The sequence below is a fragment of the Sutcliffiella halmapala genome (genome assembly GCF_050107295.1).
GTDB classification, from domain to species: Bacteria; Bacillota; Bacilli; order Bacillales; family Bacillaceae_I; genus Sutcliffiella_A; species Sutcliffiella_A halmapala_A.
In genome coordinates, this window is the sequence record NZ_JBNIKR010000017.1 from 1 (window position 1) to 19,605 (window position 19,605).

The 19,605-nt window shown below is 41.4% G+C and carries 20 protein-coding genes, 2 tRNA genes and 2 rRNA genes; 19 read left to right on the forward strand and 5 right to left on the reverse strand.

What is annotated here, in order from left to right:
• The 4 genes from ACQCT5_RS20940 to ACQCT5_RS20955 form a co-directional block, all read left to right on the forward strand.
• A 23S ribosomal RNA gene (locus ACQCT5_RS20940) occupies positions 1-129 on the forward strand; the annotation flags it as partial.
• A 112-nt stretch (positions 130-241) separates the two neighbouring features.
• Positions 242-358 (forward strand): 5S ribosomal RNA (gene rrf / locus ACQCT5_RS20945).
• 25 nt (positions 359-383) lie between these two features.
• Positions 384-460, forward strand: a tRNA-Met gene (locus tag ACQCT5_RS20950).
• Positions 461-464: 4 nt separating this feature from the next.
• A tRNA-Asp gene (locus tag ACQCT5_RS20955) sits at positions 465-540 on the forward strand.
• A 741-nt stretch (positions 541-1,281) separates the two neighbouring features.
• Here ACQCT5_RS20955 and ACQCT5_RS20960 read toward each other — a convergent pair.
• Positions 1,282-2,217, reverse strand: coding sequence for a DUF2268 domain-containing putative Zn-dependent protease (locus ACQCT5_RS20960; RefSeq protein ID WP_499644810.1), 936 nt, complete (start codon positions 2,215-2,217; stop codon positions 1,282-1,284).
• 331 nt (positions 2,218-2,548) lie between these two features.
• Complete coding sequence (locus ACQCT5_RS20965) at positions 2,549-2,863, reverse strand: DUF3243 domain-containing protein (protein WP_499644812.1); 315 nt, start codon at positions 2,861-2,863, stop codon at positions 2,549-2,551.
• Positions 2,864-3,026: 163 nt separating this feature from the next.
• On the opposite strand from ACQCT5_RS20965, the gene thiL reads away from it, so the two are divergent.
• From thiL to tsaD, 5 genes are read left to right on the forward strand one after another with little or no spacing between them, the layout of a single operon-like run.
• Entirely contained in the window at positions 3,027-4,001 is a 975-nt protein-coding gene (gene thiL, locus ACQCT5_RS20970) for a thiamine-phosphate kinase (protein WP_499644814.1), read from the forward strand.
• Between the two features lie 12 nt (positions 4,002-4,013).
• On the forward strand, positions 4,014-4,469 hold the full coding sequence (gene tsaE / locus ACQCT5_RS20975; RefSeq protein WP_499644816.1) for a tRNA (adenosine(37)-N6)-threonylcarbamoyltransferase complex ATPase subunit type 1 TsaE: 456 nt from the start codon (positions 4,014-4,016) through the stop codon (positions 4,467-4,469).
• On the forward strand, positions 4,466-5,161 hold the full coding sequence (gene tsaB, locus ACQCT5_RS20980) for a tRNA (adenosine(37)-N6)-threonylcarbamoyltransferase complex dimerization subunit type 1 TsaB (protein WP_499644818.1): 696 nt from the start codon (positions 4,466-4,468) through the stop codon (positions 5,159-5,161). Before tsaE ends, tsaB begins: the two co-directional genes overlap by 4 nt.
• Positions 5,162-5,170: 9 nt before the next feature.
• Positions 5,171-5,620 carry a ribosomal protein S18-alanine N-acetyltransferase gene (rimI, locus tag ACQCT5_RS20985; RefSeq protein WP_499644820.1) on the forward strand — a complete coding sequence of 150 codons (450 nt, stop codon included), beginning with the start codon at positions 5,171-5,173 and terminating at the stop codon, positions 5,618-5,620.
• A complete protein-coding gene (gene tsaD, locus ACQCT5_RS20990; protein WP_499644822.1) occupies positions 5,617-6,651 on the forward strand; it encodes a tRNA (adenosine(37)-N6)-threonylcarbamoyltransferase complex transferase subunit TsaD in 1,035 nt (344 codons plus the stop codon). Before rimI ends, tsaD begins: the two co-directional genes overlap by 4 nt.
• 349 nt (positions 6,652-7,000) lie before the next feature.
• On the opposite strand, the gene ACQCT5_RS20995 is transcribed toward tsaD, so the two are convergent.
• Complete coding sequence (locus ACQCT5_RS20995; protein WP_499644907.1) at positions 7,001-8,929, reverse strand: ABC-F family ATP-binding cassette domain-containing protein; 1,929 nt, start codon at positions 8,927-8,929, stop codon at positions 7,001-7,003.
• A gap of 193 nt (positions 8,930-9,122) precedes the next feature.
• On the opposite strand from ACQCT5_RS20995, the gene ACQCT5_RS21000 reads away from it, so the two are divergent.
• From ACQCT5_RS21000 to tatC, 3 genes are read left to right on the forward strand one after another with little or no spacing between them, the layout of a single operon-like run.
• Positions 9,123-9,761: a redox-sensing transcriptional repressor Rex gene (locus ACQCT5_RS21000; RefSeq protein ID WP_499644824.1), complete on the forward strand. Its 639-nt coding sequence runs from the start codon at positions 9,123-9,125 to the stop codon at positions 9,759-9,761.
• 40 nt (positions 9,762-9,801) lie between these two features.
• Entirely contained in the window at positions 9,802-9,987 is a 186-nt protein-coding gene (locus ACQCT5_RS21005; RefSeq protein WP_386645904.1) for a sec-independent protein translocase protein TatAY, read from the forward strand.
• A 17-nt stretch (positions 9,988-10,004) separates the two neighbouring features.
• A complete protein-coding gene (gene tatC / locus ACQCT5_RS21010) occupies positions 10,005-10,760 on the forward strand; it encodes a twin-arginine translocase subunit TatC (protein ID WP_417898232.1) in 756 nt (251 codons plus the stop codon).
• A gap of 25 nt (positions 10,761-10,785) precedes the next feature.
• Here the strand turns inward: tatC and ACQCT5_RS21015 are convergent, their stop codons facing one another.
• Together ACQCT5_RS21015 and ACQCT5_RS21020 are read right to left on the reverse strand one after the other, a co-directional pair.
• Positions 10,786-10,986, reverse strand: coding sequence for a YdiK family protein (locus ACQCT5_RS21015; protein ID WP_499644827.1), 201 nt, complete (start codon positions 10,984-10,986; stop codon positions 10,786-10,788).
• Between the two features lie 50 nt (positions 10,987-11,036).
• A complete protein-coding gene (locus ACQCT5_RS21020; protein ID WP_499644829.1) occupies positions 11,037-11,759 on the reverse strand; it encodes a CPBP family intramembrane glutamic endopeptidase in 723 nt (240 codons plus the stop codon).
• A gap of 295 nt (positions 11,760-12,054) precedes the next feature.
• Here ACQCT5_RS21020 and groES point away from each other — a divergent pair, with 295 nt between their 5' ends.
• The 7 genes from groES (at position 12,055) to nikE (ending at position 19,596) form a co-directional block, all read left to right on the forward strand.
• On the forward strand, positions 12,055-12,342 hold the full coding sequence (gene groES / locus ACQCT5_RS21025) for a co-chaperone GroES (protein WP_499644831.1): 288 nt from the start codon (positions 12,055-12,057) through the stop codon (positions 12,340-12,342).
• A 47-nt stretch (positions 12,343-12,389) separates the two neighbouring features.
• Positions 12,390-14,021 (forward strand): chaperonin GroEL, encoded by a 1,632-nt coding sequence (gene groL / locus ACQCT5_RS21030; protein ID WP_499644833.1) that lies wholly within the window; start codon positions 12,390-12,392, stop codon positions 14,019-14,021.
• A gap of 465 nt (positions 14,022-14,486) precedes the next feature.
• Positions 14,487-16,103: a nickel ABC transporter substrate-binding protein gene (gene nikA / locus ACQCT5_RS21035; protein WP_499644836.1), complete on the forward strand. Its 1,617-nt coding sequence runs from the start codon at positions 14,487-14,489 to the stop codon at positions 16,101-16,103.
• A gap of 18 nt (positions 16,104-16,121) precedes the next feature.
• Positions 16,122-17,066 (forward strand): nickel ABC transporter permease subunit NikB, encoded by a 945-nt coding sequence (nikB, locus tag ACQCT5_RS21040; RefSeq protein ID WP_499644838.1) that lies wholly within the window; start codon positions 16,122-16,124, stop codon positions 17,064-17,066.
• On the forward strand, positions 17,063-17,893 hold the full coding sequence (gene nikC, locus ACQCT5_RS21045; RefSeq protein WP_499644841.1) for a nickel ABC transporter permease subunit NikC: 831 nt from the start codon (positions 17,063-17,065) through the stop codon (positions 17,891-17,893). The genes nikB and nikC overlap by 4 nt, the downstream gene beginning before the upstream one ends.
• A gap of 19 nt (positions 17,894-17,912) precedes the next feature.
• The gene (gene nikD / locus ACQCT5_RS21050) at positions 17,913-18,743 is read left to right on the forward strand and encodes a nickel import ATP-binding protein NikD (RefSeq protein WP_499644843.1); all 831 of its coding nucleotides are present in this window, start codon (positions 17,913-17,915) and stop codon (positions 18,741-18,743) included.
• 31 nt (positions 18,744-18,774) lie between these two features.
• A complete protein-coding gene (nikE, locus tag ACQCT5_RS21055; protein WP_499644845.1) occupies positions 18,775-19,596 on the forward strand; it encodes a nickel import ATP-binding protein NikE in 822 nt (273 codons plus the stop codon).
• The last annotated feature ends 9 nt before the right edge of the window (positions 19,597-19,605 follow it).

Genomic DNA, 19,605 nt, shown 5'->3' on the forward strand with positions numbered 1-19,605 from the left:
CCTCAAGATGAGATTTCCTTTTGCTTCGGCAAGTAAGATCCCTGAAAGATGATCAGGTAGATAGGTTCGAGGTGGAAGCATGGCGACATGTGGAGCTGACGAATACTAATCGATCGAGGACTTAACCAAAAAACAATGAACGACACTTGTGAATCTTGATAAGAAAAACGTTATCTAGTTTTGAAGGAATATAGCAAATAATGCTTGATTATCTTTCAAAGTTATAGTATAATAATATATGTCTGGTGGCGATAGCGAAGAGGTCACACCCGTTCCCATACCGAACACGGAAGTTAAGCTCTTCAGCGCCAATGGTAGTTGGGGGCTGTCCCCCTGTGAGAGTAGGACGTTGCCAGGCGTATAATTACTATACATATTATTATCGCGGGGTGGAGCAGTCTGGTAGCTCGTCGGGCTCATAACCCGAAGGTCGCAGGTTCAAATCCTGTCCCCGCAACCAATAAGGTCCCGTGGTGTAGCGGTTAACATGCCTGCCTGTCACGCAGGAGATCGCCGGTTCGATCCCGGTCGGGACCGCCATTTTTAAAGAAAACGAAACTTGGTTTCGTTATTTTTTTTGGCCATTTTTAAAGAATGATAAGAAAAATGGGTAATATGTATGGAATGTACAAGTGAAATACGGAAACTAACCGAGATGAATAAAGGTAGATAGTCTATATATTAAGCTTTTCTAGGAGTTCGTGCCAAAACGGGCAAAGTTCGTGCCAAACCGAGGCGAGTTCGTGCCAAAAACCCTAAAGTTCGTGCCAAACTACACAGAATTCATGCCAAACTGTCTTGCGAGCCCTTTTAGACAACATAATACAACAAATATAAAAAACCCCTCGCCTTCACAAGATGGCGAGGGGTTTTTGCTTAATTGTAATTAGCTTGATAATCGGTTTCTTCGAAGATCTCACTTGCAGGCTTCGCTGCCCATTCTTCGATTGGTGTGTCTGGATTTGCATCTAGGTACGCCTTAACTATGTTCTTTTTTAAAGAATGATAAGACAAAATGGGTAATATGAATTGAAATTATATGTAAAATATAAAAACAGACCGAAATGAATAATGGTAGATAGTCTATAATTTAAGCTTTTCAAGGAGTTCGTGCCAAAACTGCCAAAGTTCGTGCCAAACCACGGCAAGTTCGTGCCAAAACTGCCAAAGTTCGTGCCAAACTCTACATAGTTCATGCCAAACTTGTTTGCGAGCCTCTTTCTGACTACAACTCAATCATAAAAAACCCCTCGCCATCACAAGATGACGAGGGGTTTTTGCTTAATTGTAATTAGCTTGATAATCGGTTTCTTCGAAGATCTCACTTGCAGGCTTCGCTGCCCATTCTTCGATTGGTGTGTCTGGATTTGCATCAAGATAGGCCTTGACCATTTTGTAGCCTTCGCTTGCACCATAGCTTTTTGGAAGCTGCTGAACCTGTGCGCCGCCTTTGAGGATCGCATTTCCTCTGTCAGGATCAGAGCTTTCAAGATCTTTTTCGATCTTTGCCCACTGTTCCTTTTTGAAGGCTTCATCAACCGGTGTTAAAGAGAAATTAGGGAATACAGTTTTTTCGAACATAACAGCCTTCCCTTTATTGACCAGTTGATCCAGGACATTCGTTGAATCAGCAAGTTGCTTCTCATAAGCGACACTATTATAGTATTCATGTGCTACTGCTGATTTAATGATATCAGGTGAATAGTTTCGATTGTATAATAGGATGATCTTTCCGGATCCCGCTGAAAACGATAAAGTGGTAGAGTCATTGGTAGGGAAAATACAAACTGTTGTATCTTTTTCAGATGGTAATAGTTTTGAAGATTCAATAAGTGCTTCTTTTACTGCTTCATTTGTGCTAGCATAATCGATTTTCTTGATAACATCCTGAACGGCGATTCTATTTTTGGGTTCCTCGTTCAAGATGGTTTCCGCCATTTGAATATTTTCGCCATCTTTAAAACATTTATCGTTGACCTGGTCAATGATACTTGATTTATATAAAGCCAAAACTTCTTCTTTTGGAAGACTCTTAGATTCTTCATAATATGGGTTGAATAACTGGTATGCATGAATTACTTCGAAGTTTTGATCATTTTCCTTAAATGTAGAAGTTAAACCTTCTTCCCCACTTTCCGTACCTGCACTCTCTCCGTTGCCACAACCTGTCAAGGCTAAAACAATGATGAAAAAAAACAAGAAACCTTTCAAACGCATTAATTTCCCTCCTAAACATAATTTTGTCCACAATTGATACTTATTTGTGCCTGAGGATAAGTATTCTACAAAATACCTGAAAATCCTTTATTTTCAGAAAATTTTTGTTGTAAGGAAACTTCCCACGCCAAATGCCCTACCGGTTAGGGTAGGGCTATTGTCTCAATTGTAATTTTGTTTGAAGAGTTTGTAGGTACCAGTGCGGGCACACCCCGCTTTTCATTGTCTAGATCCGCCGGCTAGGTCCTCGAGTAGCGGAGGTAAAAACCTACCTCCACTGTAATATTTGCTTAAGCTTGTCGGGCTTGACCGAGCCGGCTCCGCTTTTCTATTAATCTACCAATTTAACAAGCATATGTGCGAGCTTGTGGCGTTCTTCCTTGTCGCCGACTTTCCAGAGTTCCTGGAGGAGTTTTTCTTCGCTGTTTCTCGGCTCTTCGTGTTTGGCCAGGTAGTCGGCTACTTTCTCTGCTGCGATGGCTAGTTGCTCTTCACCGAGGCCGACTCTTTTCCCTGCTGATACTTTGTCGTTCAAATAGCTCTTAAAGGTATCAAAATCGGCAAGGATTTGTTCTTTTTTGCTATTATCCATGTTTTCTACTGTTCTTTCCACTTTGCTTTGAGTATCTTGATCAGTGTGTGCCATTATTGAATTCCTCCTTTAATTTCCTTTAAATAATACATCCCTAGTCCATATCCTTTTTTTGGATAGGTTAAACCTTTTGATGTGGGGGGAGGATTTATTTTCTTTCTCTTTCTTCTTTCGTTATAATAGTGGATAGCATAAAAAAGCAGAGGGGTGTCGGCTTTTGGCGGTTTCGGATGAGTTTGGTTTCATTAGGAGTATCAGTCCGGAGTCTTTGTTTCATCAGGACAAGATTGTGGGCATCGGGGATGATGCAGCAATCGTTGGGGTGGATGAGGGCTTTGAAAGCGTGGTATGCGTGGACACCATGGTGGAAGAGGTCCATTTTAGCCCGCAGACCATGAAGTCGTATGATATCGGTTATAAGGCGCTTGCAGCGAATATTAGTGATATTGCTGCCATGGGAGGGATCCCGCTTTATTATCTGGTTTCCATCTCCATTCCAAAAGATTGGCCGGAGGAAGAGCTTTTGGCCATCTATAAAGGGATGAAGGATTTGGGGGATCGGTATCGTATGGACCTTATAGGTGGCGATACGACTTCTGGGAAAGCCCTTGTACTGAGTGTCTTTGTCATTGGGAAGGTGGAGAAGGGGAAGCGTCTCCTCCGGTCCAATGCCAAAACGGGTGATGTTGTATTTGTGTCTGGTACATTAGGTGACTCCGCTGCTGGATTGGATGTTCTTTTACAAAATCATTCCGGTTGGTCCGAGTTGATAAGAAAGCATCAGAACCCTGCACCTCAAGTGGAATTAGGCAGGATTCTCACAGAATTTGATCGGGTGGCATTGAACGATGTAAGTGATGGCATTGCAAGCGAGCTGATCGAAATTGCCGAAGCAAGCCATGTAGATATTGTGATAAACAAGGATACACTACCATTAAGTACATCAATGGTTCAATATAAGGAAGAAAAGGCGCTGAAGTGGGCGCTTACCGGTGGAGAGGATTTTGAGCTGGTAGGTACAATTGGTGCCGGGGATTGGTCTCTTTTACAGAAGCGCTGCCAGGATGAGGATATCAGGCTCACTAGAATTGGTGAAGTGATGGCTTCTGGAAACGGACAGGTTTTTATGAGAGATGAAGATAGTAAAGTATTATTGAAAAAAGAAGGATATAATCACTTTTTAAAAGAGTAGGAGCATGGATATATGATGCAAGTCGAGTTGAAGACACATTCTTCAGAAGAAACGATGACAACCTCGCATGCGCTTGGAAAGCTTCTGAATGGAGGGGAAGTCCTTTTATTGGAAGGTGACCTGGGAGCAGGCAAGACCACGTTCACCAAGGGACTGGCAAAGGGATTGGATATCACCCGCAATGTGAACAGTCCTACGTTTACCATCATAAAAGAGTACGAGGGCAGATTGCCTCTTTACCATATGGATGTGTACCGCTTAGTGGACAGTGAGGAAGATCTCGGGTTTGATGATTATTTTATGGGCAGCGGTGTGACGGTTGTGGAATGGGCCCATTTGATCGAGGAGTATTTGCCGGAGGAACGGTTGGAGATTTATATCTACCATCTTGGCGACGATGAAAGAAAGATTGTGCTGACTCCAAGGGGAGCACGCTATGAAGATATCTGTAAGGAGCTAATGGAATGACTAGAGTACTGGCCATTGATACATCAAGCTATGTGCTTGGTGTCGCGATTGTAGAGGAAGACAGAGTGATCGGAGAACTTGTAACCAACTTGAATAAAAACCATTCGGTGCGTGCGATGCCAGCTATTGATCAGTTGATGAAAGATTGCGAGATAAAGCCGGACACGCTTGATCGAATTGTCGTGGGAAGAGGACCGGGCTCCTTCACCGGTGTACGTATCGGCGTGACGCTGGCTAAGACTTTGGCGTGGACGTTGAATGTGCCGCTTGTAGGCGTGTCGAGTCTGGAGCTGTTGGCAGCTAATGGCCGTTATTTCAAAGGAGTTATATCTCCTATCATGGATGCAAGACGCGGTCAGGTGTATACAGGTTTATACACATGGAATAACATGTCTGTACAGACGGAAGTGGAAGATGTAAATATCGCACTGACGGATTGGCTGGGCATGCTGAAAGAAAAAAATGAGGACGTATTATTCATCGGTAATGATGTGCACCTGCACAAGGAAACCATCATAGAGTATCTTGGGGAAATGGCTCATTTTGCCGAGACAAGTGAAAACAACCCTCGTCCGAGTGAGCTGGCTCTGATCGGGCTGCAAAGGGAAGCGGAGGATGTCCATACCTTTGTTCCGAACTACACCCGCTTAGCGGAAGCGGAAGCAAAATGGCTAGAAAGCAAAGAAAAATAGGTGAACAAGATGGAATCAATGATTGATATTGCTAAAATGACGGTCCATGATATTGAGGGAGTCCATGAAGTGGAAATGCTTTCGTTTGCCACCCCCTGGACTAAAGATGCCTTTTATTATGAGCTTACCAATAACCCTTATGCGCATTATTTTGTCATGAGGGAAGAGAACAGAGTGATTGGCTATTGTGGGATATGGGTGGTCATGGGTGAGGCGCAGATAACCAATATTGCAATCCATCCTTCGTGCCGTGGAAGGAAGCTTGGGGATATAATGATGGGAAATGCCATTCAATATTGCCGAATGATCGGGGCTATCTCATTATCGCTTGAAGTACGGGTCTCCAATATAGTAGCACAAAACCTGTATAGGAAATATGGCTTCCAAAATGGCGGAATCCGAAAAAAATATTATGTGGATAACAATGAAGACGCATTAGTGATGTGGGTGAGTTTATGAAAAATGAGGAACAAAAAGACGAATATATATTAGGGATTGAAACGAGCTGTGATGAAACGGCTGCAGCTGTCATCAGGAACGGGACGGAAATCGTGGCGAATGTAGTTTCCTCGCAGATTGAAAGCCATCAACGTTTTGGAGGGGTGGTTCCTGAGATCGCCTCAAGGCATCATGTGGAACAGATCACCATCGTGCTTGAGGAAACGATGAAGCAGAGTGGCCTTACGATGGATAGCATAGATGCTATCGCCGTTACGGAAGGGCCAGGCCTAGTAGGTGCTCTTTTAATCGGAGTCAATGCAGCAAAAGCGATGGCATTCGCGCACCAGAAGCCATTAATCGGGGTTCACCATATTGCCGGTCATATCTATGCCAATCAATTGGTAGCGGAGTTGAAATTTCCATTGCTGGCCCTGGTGGTTTCCGGTGGACATACAGAGCTTATCTACATGAAGGAGCACGGTTCCTTCGAGGTTATTGGAGAAACGCGTGACGATGCAGTAGGGGAGGCCTATGATAAGGTGGCGAGGACCTTGCAACTGCCTTACCCGGGCGGTCCTCATATCGACCGTTTGGCACAAGAGGGACAACCTACCATTAAACTTCCAAGAGCATGGCTGGAGGAGGATTCCTATGATTTCAGCTTCTCTGGATTGAAATCTGCGGTTATCAACACGCTCCACAATGCGAAGCAAAAAGGGGAGGAAATCAGCCCTGCGGATTTGGCGGCAAGCTTTCAAGCGAGTGTCATCGAGGTGTTGGTAGGTAAAACACTGAAAGCAATGGAACACTATAAGGTGGACCAGGTTCTGTTGGCAGGCGGGGTAGCTGCCAACAAAGGATTACGTAGTGCCCTTCAGACGGCTGTGGATAATGTGGGGAAAGAATTGGTGATCCCTCCATTATCACTATGTACAGATAATGCGGCGATGATTGCTACGGCAGGAAGTGTCCTGTACCGAAAGGGAAAACGTTCCGGGATGAACTTGAACGGAAATCCCGGGCTCGATATCGAAAAACCTTTCAACTGATCTTTTGGTTGAAAGGTTTTTTATTTGTGCAAAAATAGAATGCGCATACGTTATACACAACCCTGTGGACAAATTGTGGATAAAAGTATCACTTCCCTATAAATTCAACAACGTAAATGTGAATAAAAAATGTGGATAACTTTTGATAGAATTGTGGATAGTGTGTATAAACCTCTTGATAACTTATAAAATAAGGGGCGATATGTGAATATGTGTGTGGAAAAGTGAGTTTTATCGACAAAGTTCTTCAAAAGTGGGTCAGGTATCGACAAAAACGGCTAAAAGAAGATTATTATCCACAATCCCATTAAAAAAGCTACTCTCCTATAAAAAGAAAGTAGCTTACTTATCACACCAACTCTTCCCACTCTTCCATCAGTACCATCAATCTTTCCTGCAGGTCCTCATTTTGCGTGTTGAGCTCTAGTACTTTTTCATGATCCTGATAGACTTCCGGGAGACAGAGCTGGCTCTCATTTTCTTCGAGCTTGTTTTCGATTTCTTCTATTTCCTTTTCTATTTCCTCGAGTCTGCGTTTCTTTTGCCGTTCAAGTCGCTTTGCTTCTTTTTCCTGTTCATAGCTCGGCTTTTCCTTTTCAGCCTGAAGAGACCTGACAGTAGAAGAGGAAGATGCTTCGCTTTCCAGCCTTGCAAGCTCCATCGCCTCTTCTTTTTTCTCTATATAATAGTCATAGTCCCCGAGATATTCAGTTGCCCCATCCCGGCTCAATTCATAGACCTTCGTAGCCAGCCTGTTGATGAAGTAGCGGTCATGGGAAACGAATAGGATGGTACCTGGATAATCTATCAAGGCATTCTCTAAAATCTCCTTGCTGTCCAGATCCAGATGGTTTGTAGGCTCGTCCAGGATCAGGACGTTGGAGCGCTGCAGCATCATCTTGGAAAGGGCCAATCGTGCCTTTTCCCCACCGCTTAAGGTAGAAACCGGCTTCAGCACATCATCCCCTGAGAAAAGAAAGTTTCCTAGGATTGTACGGATTTCCTTTTCCAACTTGTGCGGGTATTCATCCCAAAGCTCGGCCAAAACCGTCTTATTGGAAGTGAGGTCTGCCTGCTGCTGATCATAGTAGCTCACAGAAACATTTGCCCCGAAAGAAAAGCTACCTTCGAGCGGCTCCAGCTGCTTGACTAGCGTTTTTAATAGGGTGGACTTTCCGATTCCATTTGGTCCGACAAGCGCCACACTATCGCCGCGTGACAGGGAAAGGTCCACATGCCGGAAAATGGGGGTCCTGTCATAGGAAACGGCCAGGTTATTAGCTTTCAATACATCATTCCCACTTTGCCTATCAATATCAAACATGATGGAGGCTGATTTTTCATCGCCTTGGGGACGGTCCATCACCTGCATTTTATCGAGCTGCTTTCTGCGGCTCTGTGCGCGCTTGGTGGTGGAGGCCCTTGCCAGGTTGCGCTGTACAAAGTCCTGGAGCTTCGCAATTTCGTCCTGCTGCTTTTCGAACATTTTTATATCACGTTCGTATTGCTCGGCCTTCTGGGCAAGGTAGGCACTATAGTTGCCAAGGAACTTCGCAGACTGCTTCCGGGAGATTTCGTAGACGGTTGTGACCACCTTGTCTAGGAAGTAGCGGTCATGGGAAACAATAAGTAATGCACCAGGATAGCCCTGGAGATATCCTTCAAGCCAGGAAAGGGTATCGATGTCGAGATGGTTCGTCGGCTCATCAAGAATCAGGAGATCCGGCTTGGTCAGTAGAAGCTTGGCAAGTGCAAGACGGGTTCTCTGGCCACCGCTCAGTGTCTCGATTGGGGTCTGATAATCAAACTCGGAAAAGCGAAGGCCGTGAAGCACGGAGCGGATATCCGCTTCATATTGAAAACCGCCTTTCTGCTTGAAGGCTTCCTGAATTTCGTCATACTCCTTCAGAATGCGAGCGTAAAGCGGGCCATCCTCAAAATAAGCGGGATCTCCCATTTTCGCTTCCAGCGTGCGCATCTGATTTTCCATCTCTTTCAGACCGGAAAACACCGTCAGCATTTCATCCCAGATGGAACGCTCTGTCTGCAGCCCGGTATCCTGTGCAAGATATCCGATTGTTACATCCTTGGGCTTGATGATATCACCGGAATCATAGGACAACTGATTGGAAATGATCTTTAATAAGGTAGACTTCCCTGCACCATTACGTCCCACCAGCGCAATTCTGTCTTTCGATTGTACTTCTAGTTTTATATTCGATAGAATAAGGTCAGCACCAAAATATTTCGTTAATTGATTTATCTGTAAAATAATCATCATTTTCACCTCATGCAATTCTAATGTAAGTGTATCCTTCTTCATGCAACACTTCAAGAATTGGAAACCGCTACCCCTTACAAAATTGCAAAGAATAAGGTAAAATGAAAGCGATTTAAAATTCGAAAAACGGAGCCGACATCCGTTACATATAGAAAAGAACCGCAAACTGGTTGGACAATGGGGGAGTAAGATGAGTAACGAACCAATGAAAATACCGCAGGCGACTGCCAAGAGATTGCCTTTGTATTACCGTTTTCTTAAGAACTTGAATACATCGGGAAAACAGCGGGTATCGTCTGCTGAGCTGAGTGAAGCAGTGAAAGTGGATTCCGCGACTATCCGACGGGACTTCAGCTATTTTGGGGCACTGGGGAAAAAGGGATATGGCTATAATGTTCAATATTTGTTAACTTTTTTCCGGAAAACGCTCGACCAGGATGAATTGACTTATGTTACTCTAATAGGTGTAGGAAACTTGGGGACAGCTTTCCTGCATTACAATTTCATGAAAAACAATAACACGAAGATCGTGATGGCCTTTGATATCGACGAGTCGAAAATCGGCACGGAGATCGGCGGTGTACCGGTGTATCATCTTGATGACATCGAGGAGCATCTGCCGGATGATGTGACGGTGGCAATCCTCACCGTACCGGCGCCAGTCGCGCAGCCGATAGCAGACAGATTGGTGGAAAAAGGAGTAAAAGGCATCCTGAACTTTACGCCAGCACGGATAAATGTGCCGGAAACCATCCGTATTCATCATATCGATTTAGCCGTGGAACTACAGTCATTGGTATATTTTCTCAAGCACTATCCAACAGAATGAAAAAGTAGTAGAATAAGTATATTTCAAGGAGGTGGCAAGAATGGGTCCAATCGGAATGGGTAGCCTCTTGTTAATCGTTTTCGTAGCACTATTAATCTTCGGTCCAAGCAAATTACCTCAATTGGGTAAGGCAGCTGGTAATACATTGCGTGAATTTAAAAACGCAACTAAAGGATTAGCGGATGACGACGACAGCAAACCAGAGAAAAAAGAAGAAACGAAGTAATGTAAGGATGAACATATATGCTAGATAGAGAAATGTCGGTGTATGACCATATAGGCGAGCTCCGAAAAAGAGTGATCATCATTGCGTCCTTCTTTTTCGTCTCAGCGATCGGCGGTTTTTTCCTCGCGGAACCGATCATTGTCTATTTACAGCACACAAATGAAGCGGAAGCGCTGACGATGAACGCCTTTCGCATTACAGATCCAATCAAGATCTTCATGCAGTTTTCTTTTTTGATTGCATTTATCATTACGTTTCCCGTTACGCTCTATCAGATTTGGGCTTTCATCAGCCCCGGTTTGTATGAGCGGGAGCGGAAAGTGACGTTAAGCTATATACCAATATCCCTCTTCTTGTTCCTGAGTGGACTGACATTTTCCTACTTCATACTGTTTCCGTTTGTTGTGAAGTTCATGAGCAATCTGGCAGACCGCCTGGATATCAACCAAGTCATTGGGATCAACGAATATTTTCAATTCCTGTTCCAGCTTACCTTGCCTTTTGGCATCCTGTTTCAGATGCCGGTTATTGTGATGTTCTTAACAAGGCTGGGGATCATCACTCCAGCTATACTTGTAAAAGTAAGAAGGTACGCTTACTTTGTATTGCTAGTAATAGGGGCATTGATTACGCCGCCGGAGATCATCTCTCATTTAATGGTGACAGTGCCACTTCTTATCCTTTATGAGATTAGCATCATCATTTCCCGCTTCGGCTACAAAAAGGTCAAGCTTGCAGAAGCAAAGCTGAATGAGGAATTAAATAAAAAATAGGCAACCCACCGTAAAGGTAAGTAGCCTATTTTTTTTGCATATTTTTTATTTTCTTATGAAGCAGATATGCCCTTATGGAAACGCCGAAGTCGAAGGTGGCAATCAGCATCAGCAGCATGGTGTGCCATTCAAAGACGCTTTCCTTGAATGACGCAACTGCCAAATACGTAAATAAACATCCCATGACGGCATAGAAAAAGACCATATTGATCGGTTTTATTCTCATTGTGCTAGTCCTCCAGTTGTAGATGGCCTTACTATTGATTCTTTATACTATCAGAAGAAGGAGATAAGATTCGGTAACGTATTCTGCATCTCTTCCATCTGCTTGATCATTTCCTCGATATCTTCCCTGAACACATACTGCACTATGACAACAAAGCTATTCATGGCAACATGGGCGATGATCGGAACAATGATGCGGTTTGTTTTGACATATAGGAAGGCAAAAATCCCACCCATTACAAAATAGATAAGCAGATGCTTGAAGTCATTATGGACTACAGCAAAAAGAAGGGAGCTGATAATGAGTCCGACAGCAAAATTGAAACGCTTGTATAAGGAACCGAAGATTATCTTACGGAAGATGATTTCCTCTAATATAGGTCCAGCAATCGTAATGGCAAAAATCATGATCGGGGTTGCTGTGACAAAGGCCATGATCTCCTGGGTGTTTTCTGAGCCAGGTTCGATACCGAACAGCTTCAACTGAATTTGGGCAGCGATCCCCTGACCGAACAATGCCATCGGAAAGCCTAGCACCGTCCATAGAACAGTTTTTGGAACAGAGGCAGTTTCGCCTCTGAAGTCGCCTTCCTTCCATTCATCCCGGAGAATAAAGCAGACAATCAAAAGACCGATGGTAAAACTGACAAAGGTCCAATACCCTACAATATTTCCACGTTCCACACCTAGAGCCATCAAGATAGGAAAACCGATAAATCCGGACAGCTGCATCAACACATAGGTCAAAATGACATACCAATACTTTTTCGTCATAGTAAACTCCTCTAAAGTCAATTATTCGCTTTCCGTATTGTATCATATTCTAACACTACCCTTATAATGATAAGGTTCCCACATTCACGTATCCTTACGAAAAATATGTCGATATTTTGGTTTATATGAAGACTACGGGGAGATAATGGAAAAGTGCAAAAAAGGGTGAAAAATTTTAAGCAAAGATACTTGCAAAACAGGAAGAGATTCATTATTATAATAATTGTGTTAGCACTCAAGACTATAGAGTGCTAATAAATAAAAATATTACATATGAATCAAGGAGGTAGTTTTCATGTTAAAGCCAATAGGTGATCGTCTAGTAATTGAGCTTGTTCAGTCCGAAGAAAAAACTGCAAGTGGTATCGTATTACCTGACTCTGCTAAAGAAAAGCCTCAAGAAGGAAAAGTAGTAGCGGTTGGTACAGGTCGTGTACTTGACAGCGGGGAGCGTGTAGCGCTTGAAGTTACTGCAGGCGACAGCATCATCTTCTCCAAATATGCCGGTACAGAAGTGAAGTTCGAAGGCAAAGAATATTTAATCCTTAAAGAAACAGACGTACTTGCAGTAGTAAGCAAGTAATAAAATAAAAATAAAAAACTTAACTTTCCTGAGGAGGTCTATCAATTATGGCAAAAGAGATTAAGTTCAGTGAAGAAGCTCGCCGCTCCATGTTACGCGGTGTAGACAAATTAGCTGATGCAGTGAAAGTAACATTAGGACCAAAAGGGCGCAACGTGGTACTTGAGAAGAAATTCGGTTCTCCACTAATTACTAACGACGGTGTTACGATCGCAAAGGAAATCGAATTAGAAGATTCCTTCGAAAACATGGGAGCGAAGCTTGTTGCTGAAGTAGCAAGCAAAACAAACGATGTTGCCGGTGACGGAACAACTACTGCAACAGTTCTTGCGCAAGCGATGATCCGCGAAGGATTGAAGAACGTTACTGCTGGAGCAAACCCAATGGGCATCCGCAAAGGGATTGAAAAAGCGGTGGCGGTTGCTGTTGAAGAATTGAAAAACATTTCTAAACCAATCGAAGGCAAAGCTTCCATCGCACAGGTTGCAGCAATTTCTGCAGCGGACGAAGAGGTTGGCCAACTGATTGCAGAAGCAATGGAGCGCGTTGGAAACGACGGCGTCATCACATTGGAAGAATCCAAAGGCTTCACTACAGAGCTTGAAGTAGTAGAAGGTATGCAATTCGACCGAGGATATGCTTCTCCATACATGGTTACAGATTCCGACAAAATGGAAGCTGTATTAGACAATCCGTACGTGTTGATCACGGACAAGAAAATCACAAACATCCAGGAGATCCTTCCGGTACTTGAGCAAGTGGTACAACAAGGCAAGCCATTGTTGTTGATTGCTGAAGACGTAGAAGGGGAAGCGTTGGCTACATTGGTAGTGAACAAATTACGTGGAACATTTAATGCAGTAGCTGTTAAAGCTCCTGGATTCGGTGACCGTCGTAAAGCGATGCTTCAAGATATCGCTGCTATCACTGGTGGTGAAGTGATCACTGAAGAGCTAGGCTTAGACCTTAAAACTGCGAACATCAGCCAATTGGGACGCGCAGACAAAATCGTGGTTACAAAAGAAAACACTACAGTTGTCAACGGACACGGTAACACAGAAGAGATCCAAGCTCGTGTTGGCCAAATCCGTGCGCAATTGGAAGATACAACTTCTGAGTTCGACCGTGAAAAATTACAAGAGCGCCTTGCGAAAATCGCTGGTGGCGTAGCTGTAATCAAAGTTGGAGCGGCAACGGAAACAGAATTGAAAGAGCGCAAGCTTCGCATTGAAGATGCTCTGAACTCTACTCGTGCTGCAGTGGAAGAAGGAATTGTAGCCGGTGGTGGTACTGCATTTGTAAACATCTACAAAAAAGTATCCGAAATCCAAGCGAAAGGCGACGAAGCAACTGGTGTAAACATCGTATTGCGTGCAATCGAAGAGCCAGTCCGTCAAATCGCACACAACGCTGGACTTGAAGGATCAGTAATCGTAGATCGCCTGAAAAAAGAAGAAATCGGTATCGGATTCAACGCAGCAACTGGCGAGTGGGTAAACATGCTTGACGCTGGTATCGTAGATCCTACCAAAGTAACTCGTTACGCACTTCAAAACGCAGCAAGCGTATCTGCAATGTTCCTAACTACTGAAGCAGTAGTAGCTGACATTCCAGAAGAAAACGCTGGTGGCGGAATGCCAGATATGGGCGGCATGGGTGGAATGGGCGGCATGATGTGATGACCGCTCAATCCCTTGGTATATAGGGGTTTTGAAGTGATTTTGCTAACAAATTGCTAACATAAGGTAAATATAATAGAGGCTTCTCAAAAGTTGATCCAACTTTTGAGAAGCTTTTTTGTGCTTTATGTTCACCACATTCTCTTCAGGTACACGCTTACAGATTAACTCTTGTAATACGTAGTAGCAACTACTGCGAACAAGATAAATTCTATTTCTAATGAAACGATAAAAATAATGAGTATTTATGGAGGGATATAATCATTTTTATATCTATTGAAGCTCAAACATTAGGAGAGATAGAGCTCATTTGAATTTTTTTTTACCACATCCCTATACTTGATTATTAAATAAATATCAATAGACTTGATTCTTAGCTAAAAATATGAAATTACATTGACAAATAGATGTACCTACATTAGCATTGATAATGGTTATCACTTTCAACTAAAGGGAGTAAGTTTAATGAAAAAACGAATACCTATAAAAAGATTCTTAAAAATTTCTGTAATGATTCTAACTTTATCCATGATTTTACTTGGTTGTACGAGTGAAAATTCAGATGCTCCAAGTGAAAATAGCAATATGATTACTTTTGCTTGGCCAAGAGATGTAGGTGAAATGAATCCACATGTATACAATCCATCTCAATTGTTCGCTCAATCTATGATTTATGAAACTTTAGTTAGTTACCAAGATGGAGGAGAGTTAAAACCACAATTAGCAGAGTCCTGGAGGATTTCTGAAGATGGAAAAGAGTATGTGTTCAATTTACGTCAAGATGTGAAATTTTCTGATGGCTCAAGTTTCAATGCTGAGATTGTGAAAAAGAACTTTGATACTATTTTAGACCACAGAGAAAGACATAGTTGGTTAAGATTTATTTCGTTAATTGATAAAACAGAGGTCATAGATGAACATACGTTTAAATTTACATTAAAAGAATCTTATTACCCTACTATTCAAGAATTAGCGGTTGTTCGCCCGGTGCGATTCCTTGGAGAAGCAGGCTTTCCTGAAGACGGTGACACGTCAAAAGGTATAGTACAACCAGTTGGAACAGGTCCATGGGTATTAGATGAATATAAAGTAGATGAATTTGCGACTTTCAAACGTAATGAAAACTATTGGGGAGAATTACCTAATATTGAGAAAATTACTGTTAAAGTCATTCCTGATGCGGAAACACGTGTACTAGCTTTTGAGAAAGGTGAATTGGACCTTATATATGGTGAAGGTGTTATTAATATAGATGCTTTTAATCATTTAAATTCTACAGACTCCTATGAGAGTAGTGTTTCTGAACCAGTTGCAACTAGAATACTAGTAATGAATACGAATAGGGAGACGCTTTCAGATATCCAAGTTCGTCAGGCTTTACATTATGGCTTTAATAAGGAAGCAATTGTTGAGGGTGTGACATCTGGTTTGGAAGAGAAGGCTGACTATCTTTTATCAAGTAACTTCCCTTACACTTCAAATGTTAATGCAACCACGGTTGATTATGATGTTAATAAAGCGGAGCAATTATTAGATGATGCAGGATGGAAGGTACCAGAAGGAAAAGATATTCGTGAAAAAGACGGGAAATCACTTGAAATCGAGCTAATGTATAATTCTGCTGAATCCATTCAAAAGACGATGGCAGAAGCACTACAATCTGAGTGGGCGAAAATTGGTGTGAAATTAAACATTAACGGAGTTGAACTTCCTACTCAAGTCGAAAGATTTAATAAGAATGAATTTGATATGAATTTCTATAGTAATTGGGGAGCTCCATATGACCCACATGCTTTCGTAAACGCAGTTGCAACAGAAGGATTTGGGTTTAGAGAAGCTATATCATCTTATCCTAACAAGGATGAGTTGTTGAGCCAAATTGCTGCTGTCCAACAAACAACTGACGAAAATGAGCGTCAGGAACTATACACATCCATTTTAGGTTCATTACAAGAGCAAGGTGCAATTGTACCGATTTCTTATATTAGGCAAATTGCAATCTATCAAAAAGGTGTCTCTAATTTTACATTCCCTGCTAATAGGGATGAACATCCTTTTACAGGTATTAGTATCGAGGAGTAAGCGACAGGGGTTTTTCTAATGGGTACTTATATTTTGAAACGAATTATAACTATTTTTCCAATTTTTTTAATAGCTACACTGCTGACATTTGGAATGATTCACCTATCACCAGTAGATCCTGCTGAAGCGTACTTAGCTGCAATTAATATCCAGCCGACAGAAGAACTTTTGGCCCAAAAAAGACAGGAGTTTGGATTAGATCAACCTCTCCTTATTCAATATGTGAACGCTGTAATTAAGATATGCCAATTTGATTTTGGCATATCTTATGTTACGAATAAGCCAGTATGGGAAGAGATATCTTCCCGTATTTCAGCAACTGTTCAATTAACCTTAGGCAGTCTCTTGATTGCTATTATGGTAAGTGTGCCTATTGGTTTTTTAGCAGGAGTTAAGAAGAACAGTGGAATTGACCATTTTAGTCGATTCCTCTCTTTTATTGGTGCATCTATTCCATCATTTTGGCTCGGATATTTATTCATATTTTTCTTTTCAGTAAAATTAGACCTTTTCCCGGTAGAAGGTACGGGAACATGGAAACATTTAATTCTGCCTTCTCTTACTTTGGCATTCCCTTTAATAGCATTATATACTCGTCTGTTACGTGCAAGCGTTCTTGAAAATTTACAAGAGTCTTATGTGCTCTTTGCAAGGACGAGAGGGGTTCATGAAAAGGTTATAATGGGTAAACATGTCCTTCGCATTGCTATTTCTCCTATGATTACTGGACTAGGAATGAATTTAGGAAACTTAATGACTGGGGCTATTATTGTAGAGGCTGTCTTTTCATGGCCAGGATTTGGACGGTATTTTATTGAGGCTATTTTTAACCGTGATGTCCCTGTCATTCAAGGATATGTGCTATTAGCAGCGGGTATTTTCCTAATAAGTAACTTAATAGTCGACATTATTCAAATGTATATTGATCCTCGTATTTCAAGAAAAGGAAGTCAGTACCAATGATAGCGAAGTTTCGTGGTATATTAAATAATCAAATGTTGATTGTCCTTTGTTCGTTAATTATTTTAGTGTTATTTTTGATCACGATCTTTGCCCCTTGGCTTGCACCTAATAATCCTGTTTTGGTTAATTTAGCTCATAAATTACAATCACCCTCTTTAGATTATCCATTAGGTACAGACCACTTAGGTAGATGTACGTTTTCACGTATATTATTTGGAGCTCGAATCTCACTTGGGTTTGCTATACTCATTTTTATTTCAGCTCTAAGTATAGGTTTAATCATTGGTATTATTGCTGGGTACAAAGGTGGTTGGATAGATCAATTGTTAATGAGGCTCGGTGATGGTCTAATGGCAATCCCAAGTCTTTTGTTTGTTCTTGGTTTCGTTGGTATTTGGGGAGCCGGACTTAAACAAGTCGTTTTAGGGTTAATCCTCGTACAATGGGTTTATTATGCGAGGGTCATTAGAGGAATGGTGCTTAGCCTGAAAGAACAGAACTACATTACGGCAGCTAAAATCAGTGGTTCTTCTACGTGGACCATCATGAAGAAACATATTTTTCCTAATGTTATACCACCACTAGCAGTAATGGGAACATTAGAAATGGGTTGGGCGATTATGAATTTATCATCCATGTCCTTTTTAGGCTTAGGTGTGCAACCACCTACTCCGGAATGGGGGGCGATGATTCATGAAGGGAAGTCCTATATTAGGACACATCCTTCATTAATGATTTATCCAGGTTTAATGATTATGCTAGTTGTTATTACTTTTAATTTACTAGGTGAATCACTCTCAGAGCGATTTGGAGTAAAACGTCGCTAATGAGAAGGGAGTCTTAAGAATGGGAATGAATGAGCAAAATGTTTTACATGTAAAAAACTTACATGTTCAAGTGCGAACTGATGAGGGTTTTTCTACACTAGTTCAGGATATTAACTTTGGAATTAAGAAAGGAAAGATTTTAGGACTTGTTGGGGAAAGCGGTTGTGGTAAAACCGTTACAAGTATGTCAATCTTACAGCTTCACAACAAGAACAATTTAGATATTAGGGGAAGCATTACACTACAAGGTAGAGAGTTAAATGGTCTAGAAAACAAAGAAATGCGAAAAATACGTGGGAAAGAATTAGCTTTTATTATGCAAAATCCGATGAATGCTTTTACTCCCGTGTTTACAATTGGACATCAATTTGTTGAAACAATTAAATCGCATACCTCATTAAGTAAAAAGCAAGCAAGAGAACTTGCGATTAATGTGATGGAAAGTGTAAATTTGCAAGATCCTCAAAAATTGTTGAAAAACTATCCTTTTGAATTAAGTGGAGGCATGCTTCAACGAGTGATGATTGCTATGGCAGCATGCTTACAACCTTCTGTTATTATTGCAGATGAGCCAACTACAGCATTGGATCTTCATAGCCAATTACTAGTCCTTCGTCTATTAAACAAGGTTCGCTCTGATTATGGAACATCAATTTTACTCATTTCACATGATCTTGGAGTAATTTCAGAAATGGCAGATGATGTAATCGTGATGAAACATGGTAAAATTGTCGAATCAGCAAATGTGTTTGATTTATTTGATAATCCAAGTCATGAATACACGAAGAAGTTATTAAAGAACAGGCCTACTTTATATACTGAGAAACAACCCTATACTTATACGTTGTGATTAGGATTAAATAATCCGAGAGGTGAAATCATTGAGCTTATTGCAGGTAAAACAAGTACACCTTAGCTTTAATTCAAAGAAACTATTTAAAGCTATTACTCAATCAAATAATGTCCTTAATGATATTTCCTTTACTATTGAAGAGGGTACATGTTTGGGCTTGATAGGTACAAGCGGAGCCGGAAAAAGTACCTTAGGAAAAGTAATTCTTGGGATACAACGTCCACAGCAAGGTCAAGTTTTGTTTCAAGGATATGACATATATAATGCCAGCAAAGCATCTCAACAAAAAATACGTCGCGACCTACAAGTTGTTTTTCAGGACTCATATTCATCTGTAAATCCTCGGATGACAGCTGAACGTATTATAAGTGAACCATTAGAGAACTATGAGAAATTAACTAACGAAGAACAAAGAAATAGAGTTATTGAGCTATTAGAAAGAGTAGGATTAGGTGAAAAAGATTTAAAAAAGTACCCTCATCAATTTAGCGGCGGGCAACTGCAAAGGATCAATATTGCTAGAGCTATCGCACTAAAGCCAAAGTTAATCGTCCTTGACGAATCGGTAAGTAGTTTAGATATGGTAACACAAAGCTTAATTTTACAATTATTAAGCGATTTAAAAGATGATTTCGATTTATCTTATCTTTTTATTACACATGATATTAAAGCTGCTTTTTCAATATCTGATAAAATTGGTGTCCTTGAAAAAGGAGAATTGATAGAGCTTTACGATTCAAAAGATGAATTTTTTTCATCAAAGCACCCTGTAGTTACACGATTAAGGAACTCCGTCCTTGCTGAACACCCAAGGTTTCGATCGATTCCAACTTGTGTGAAAATGGTATAAAGCGTTAAA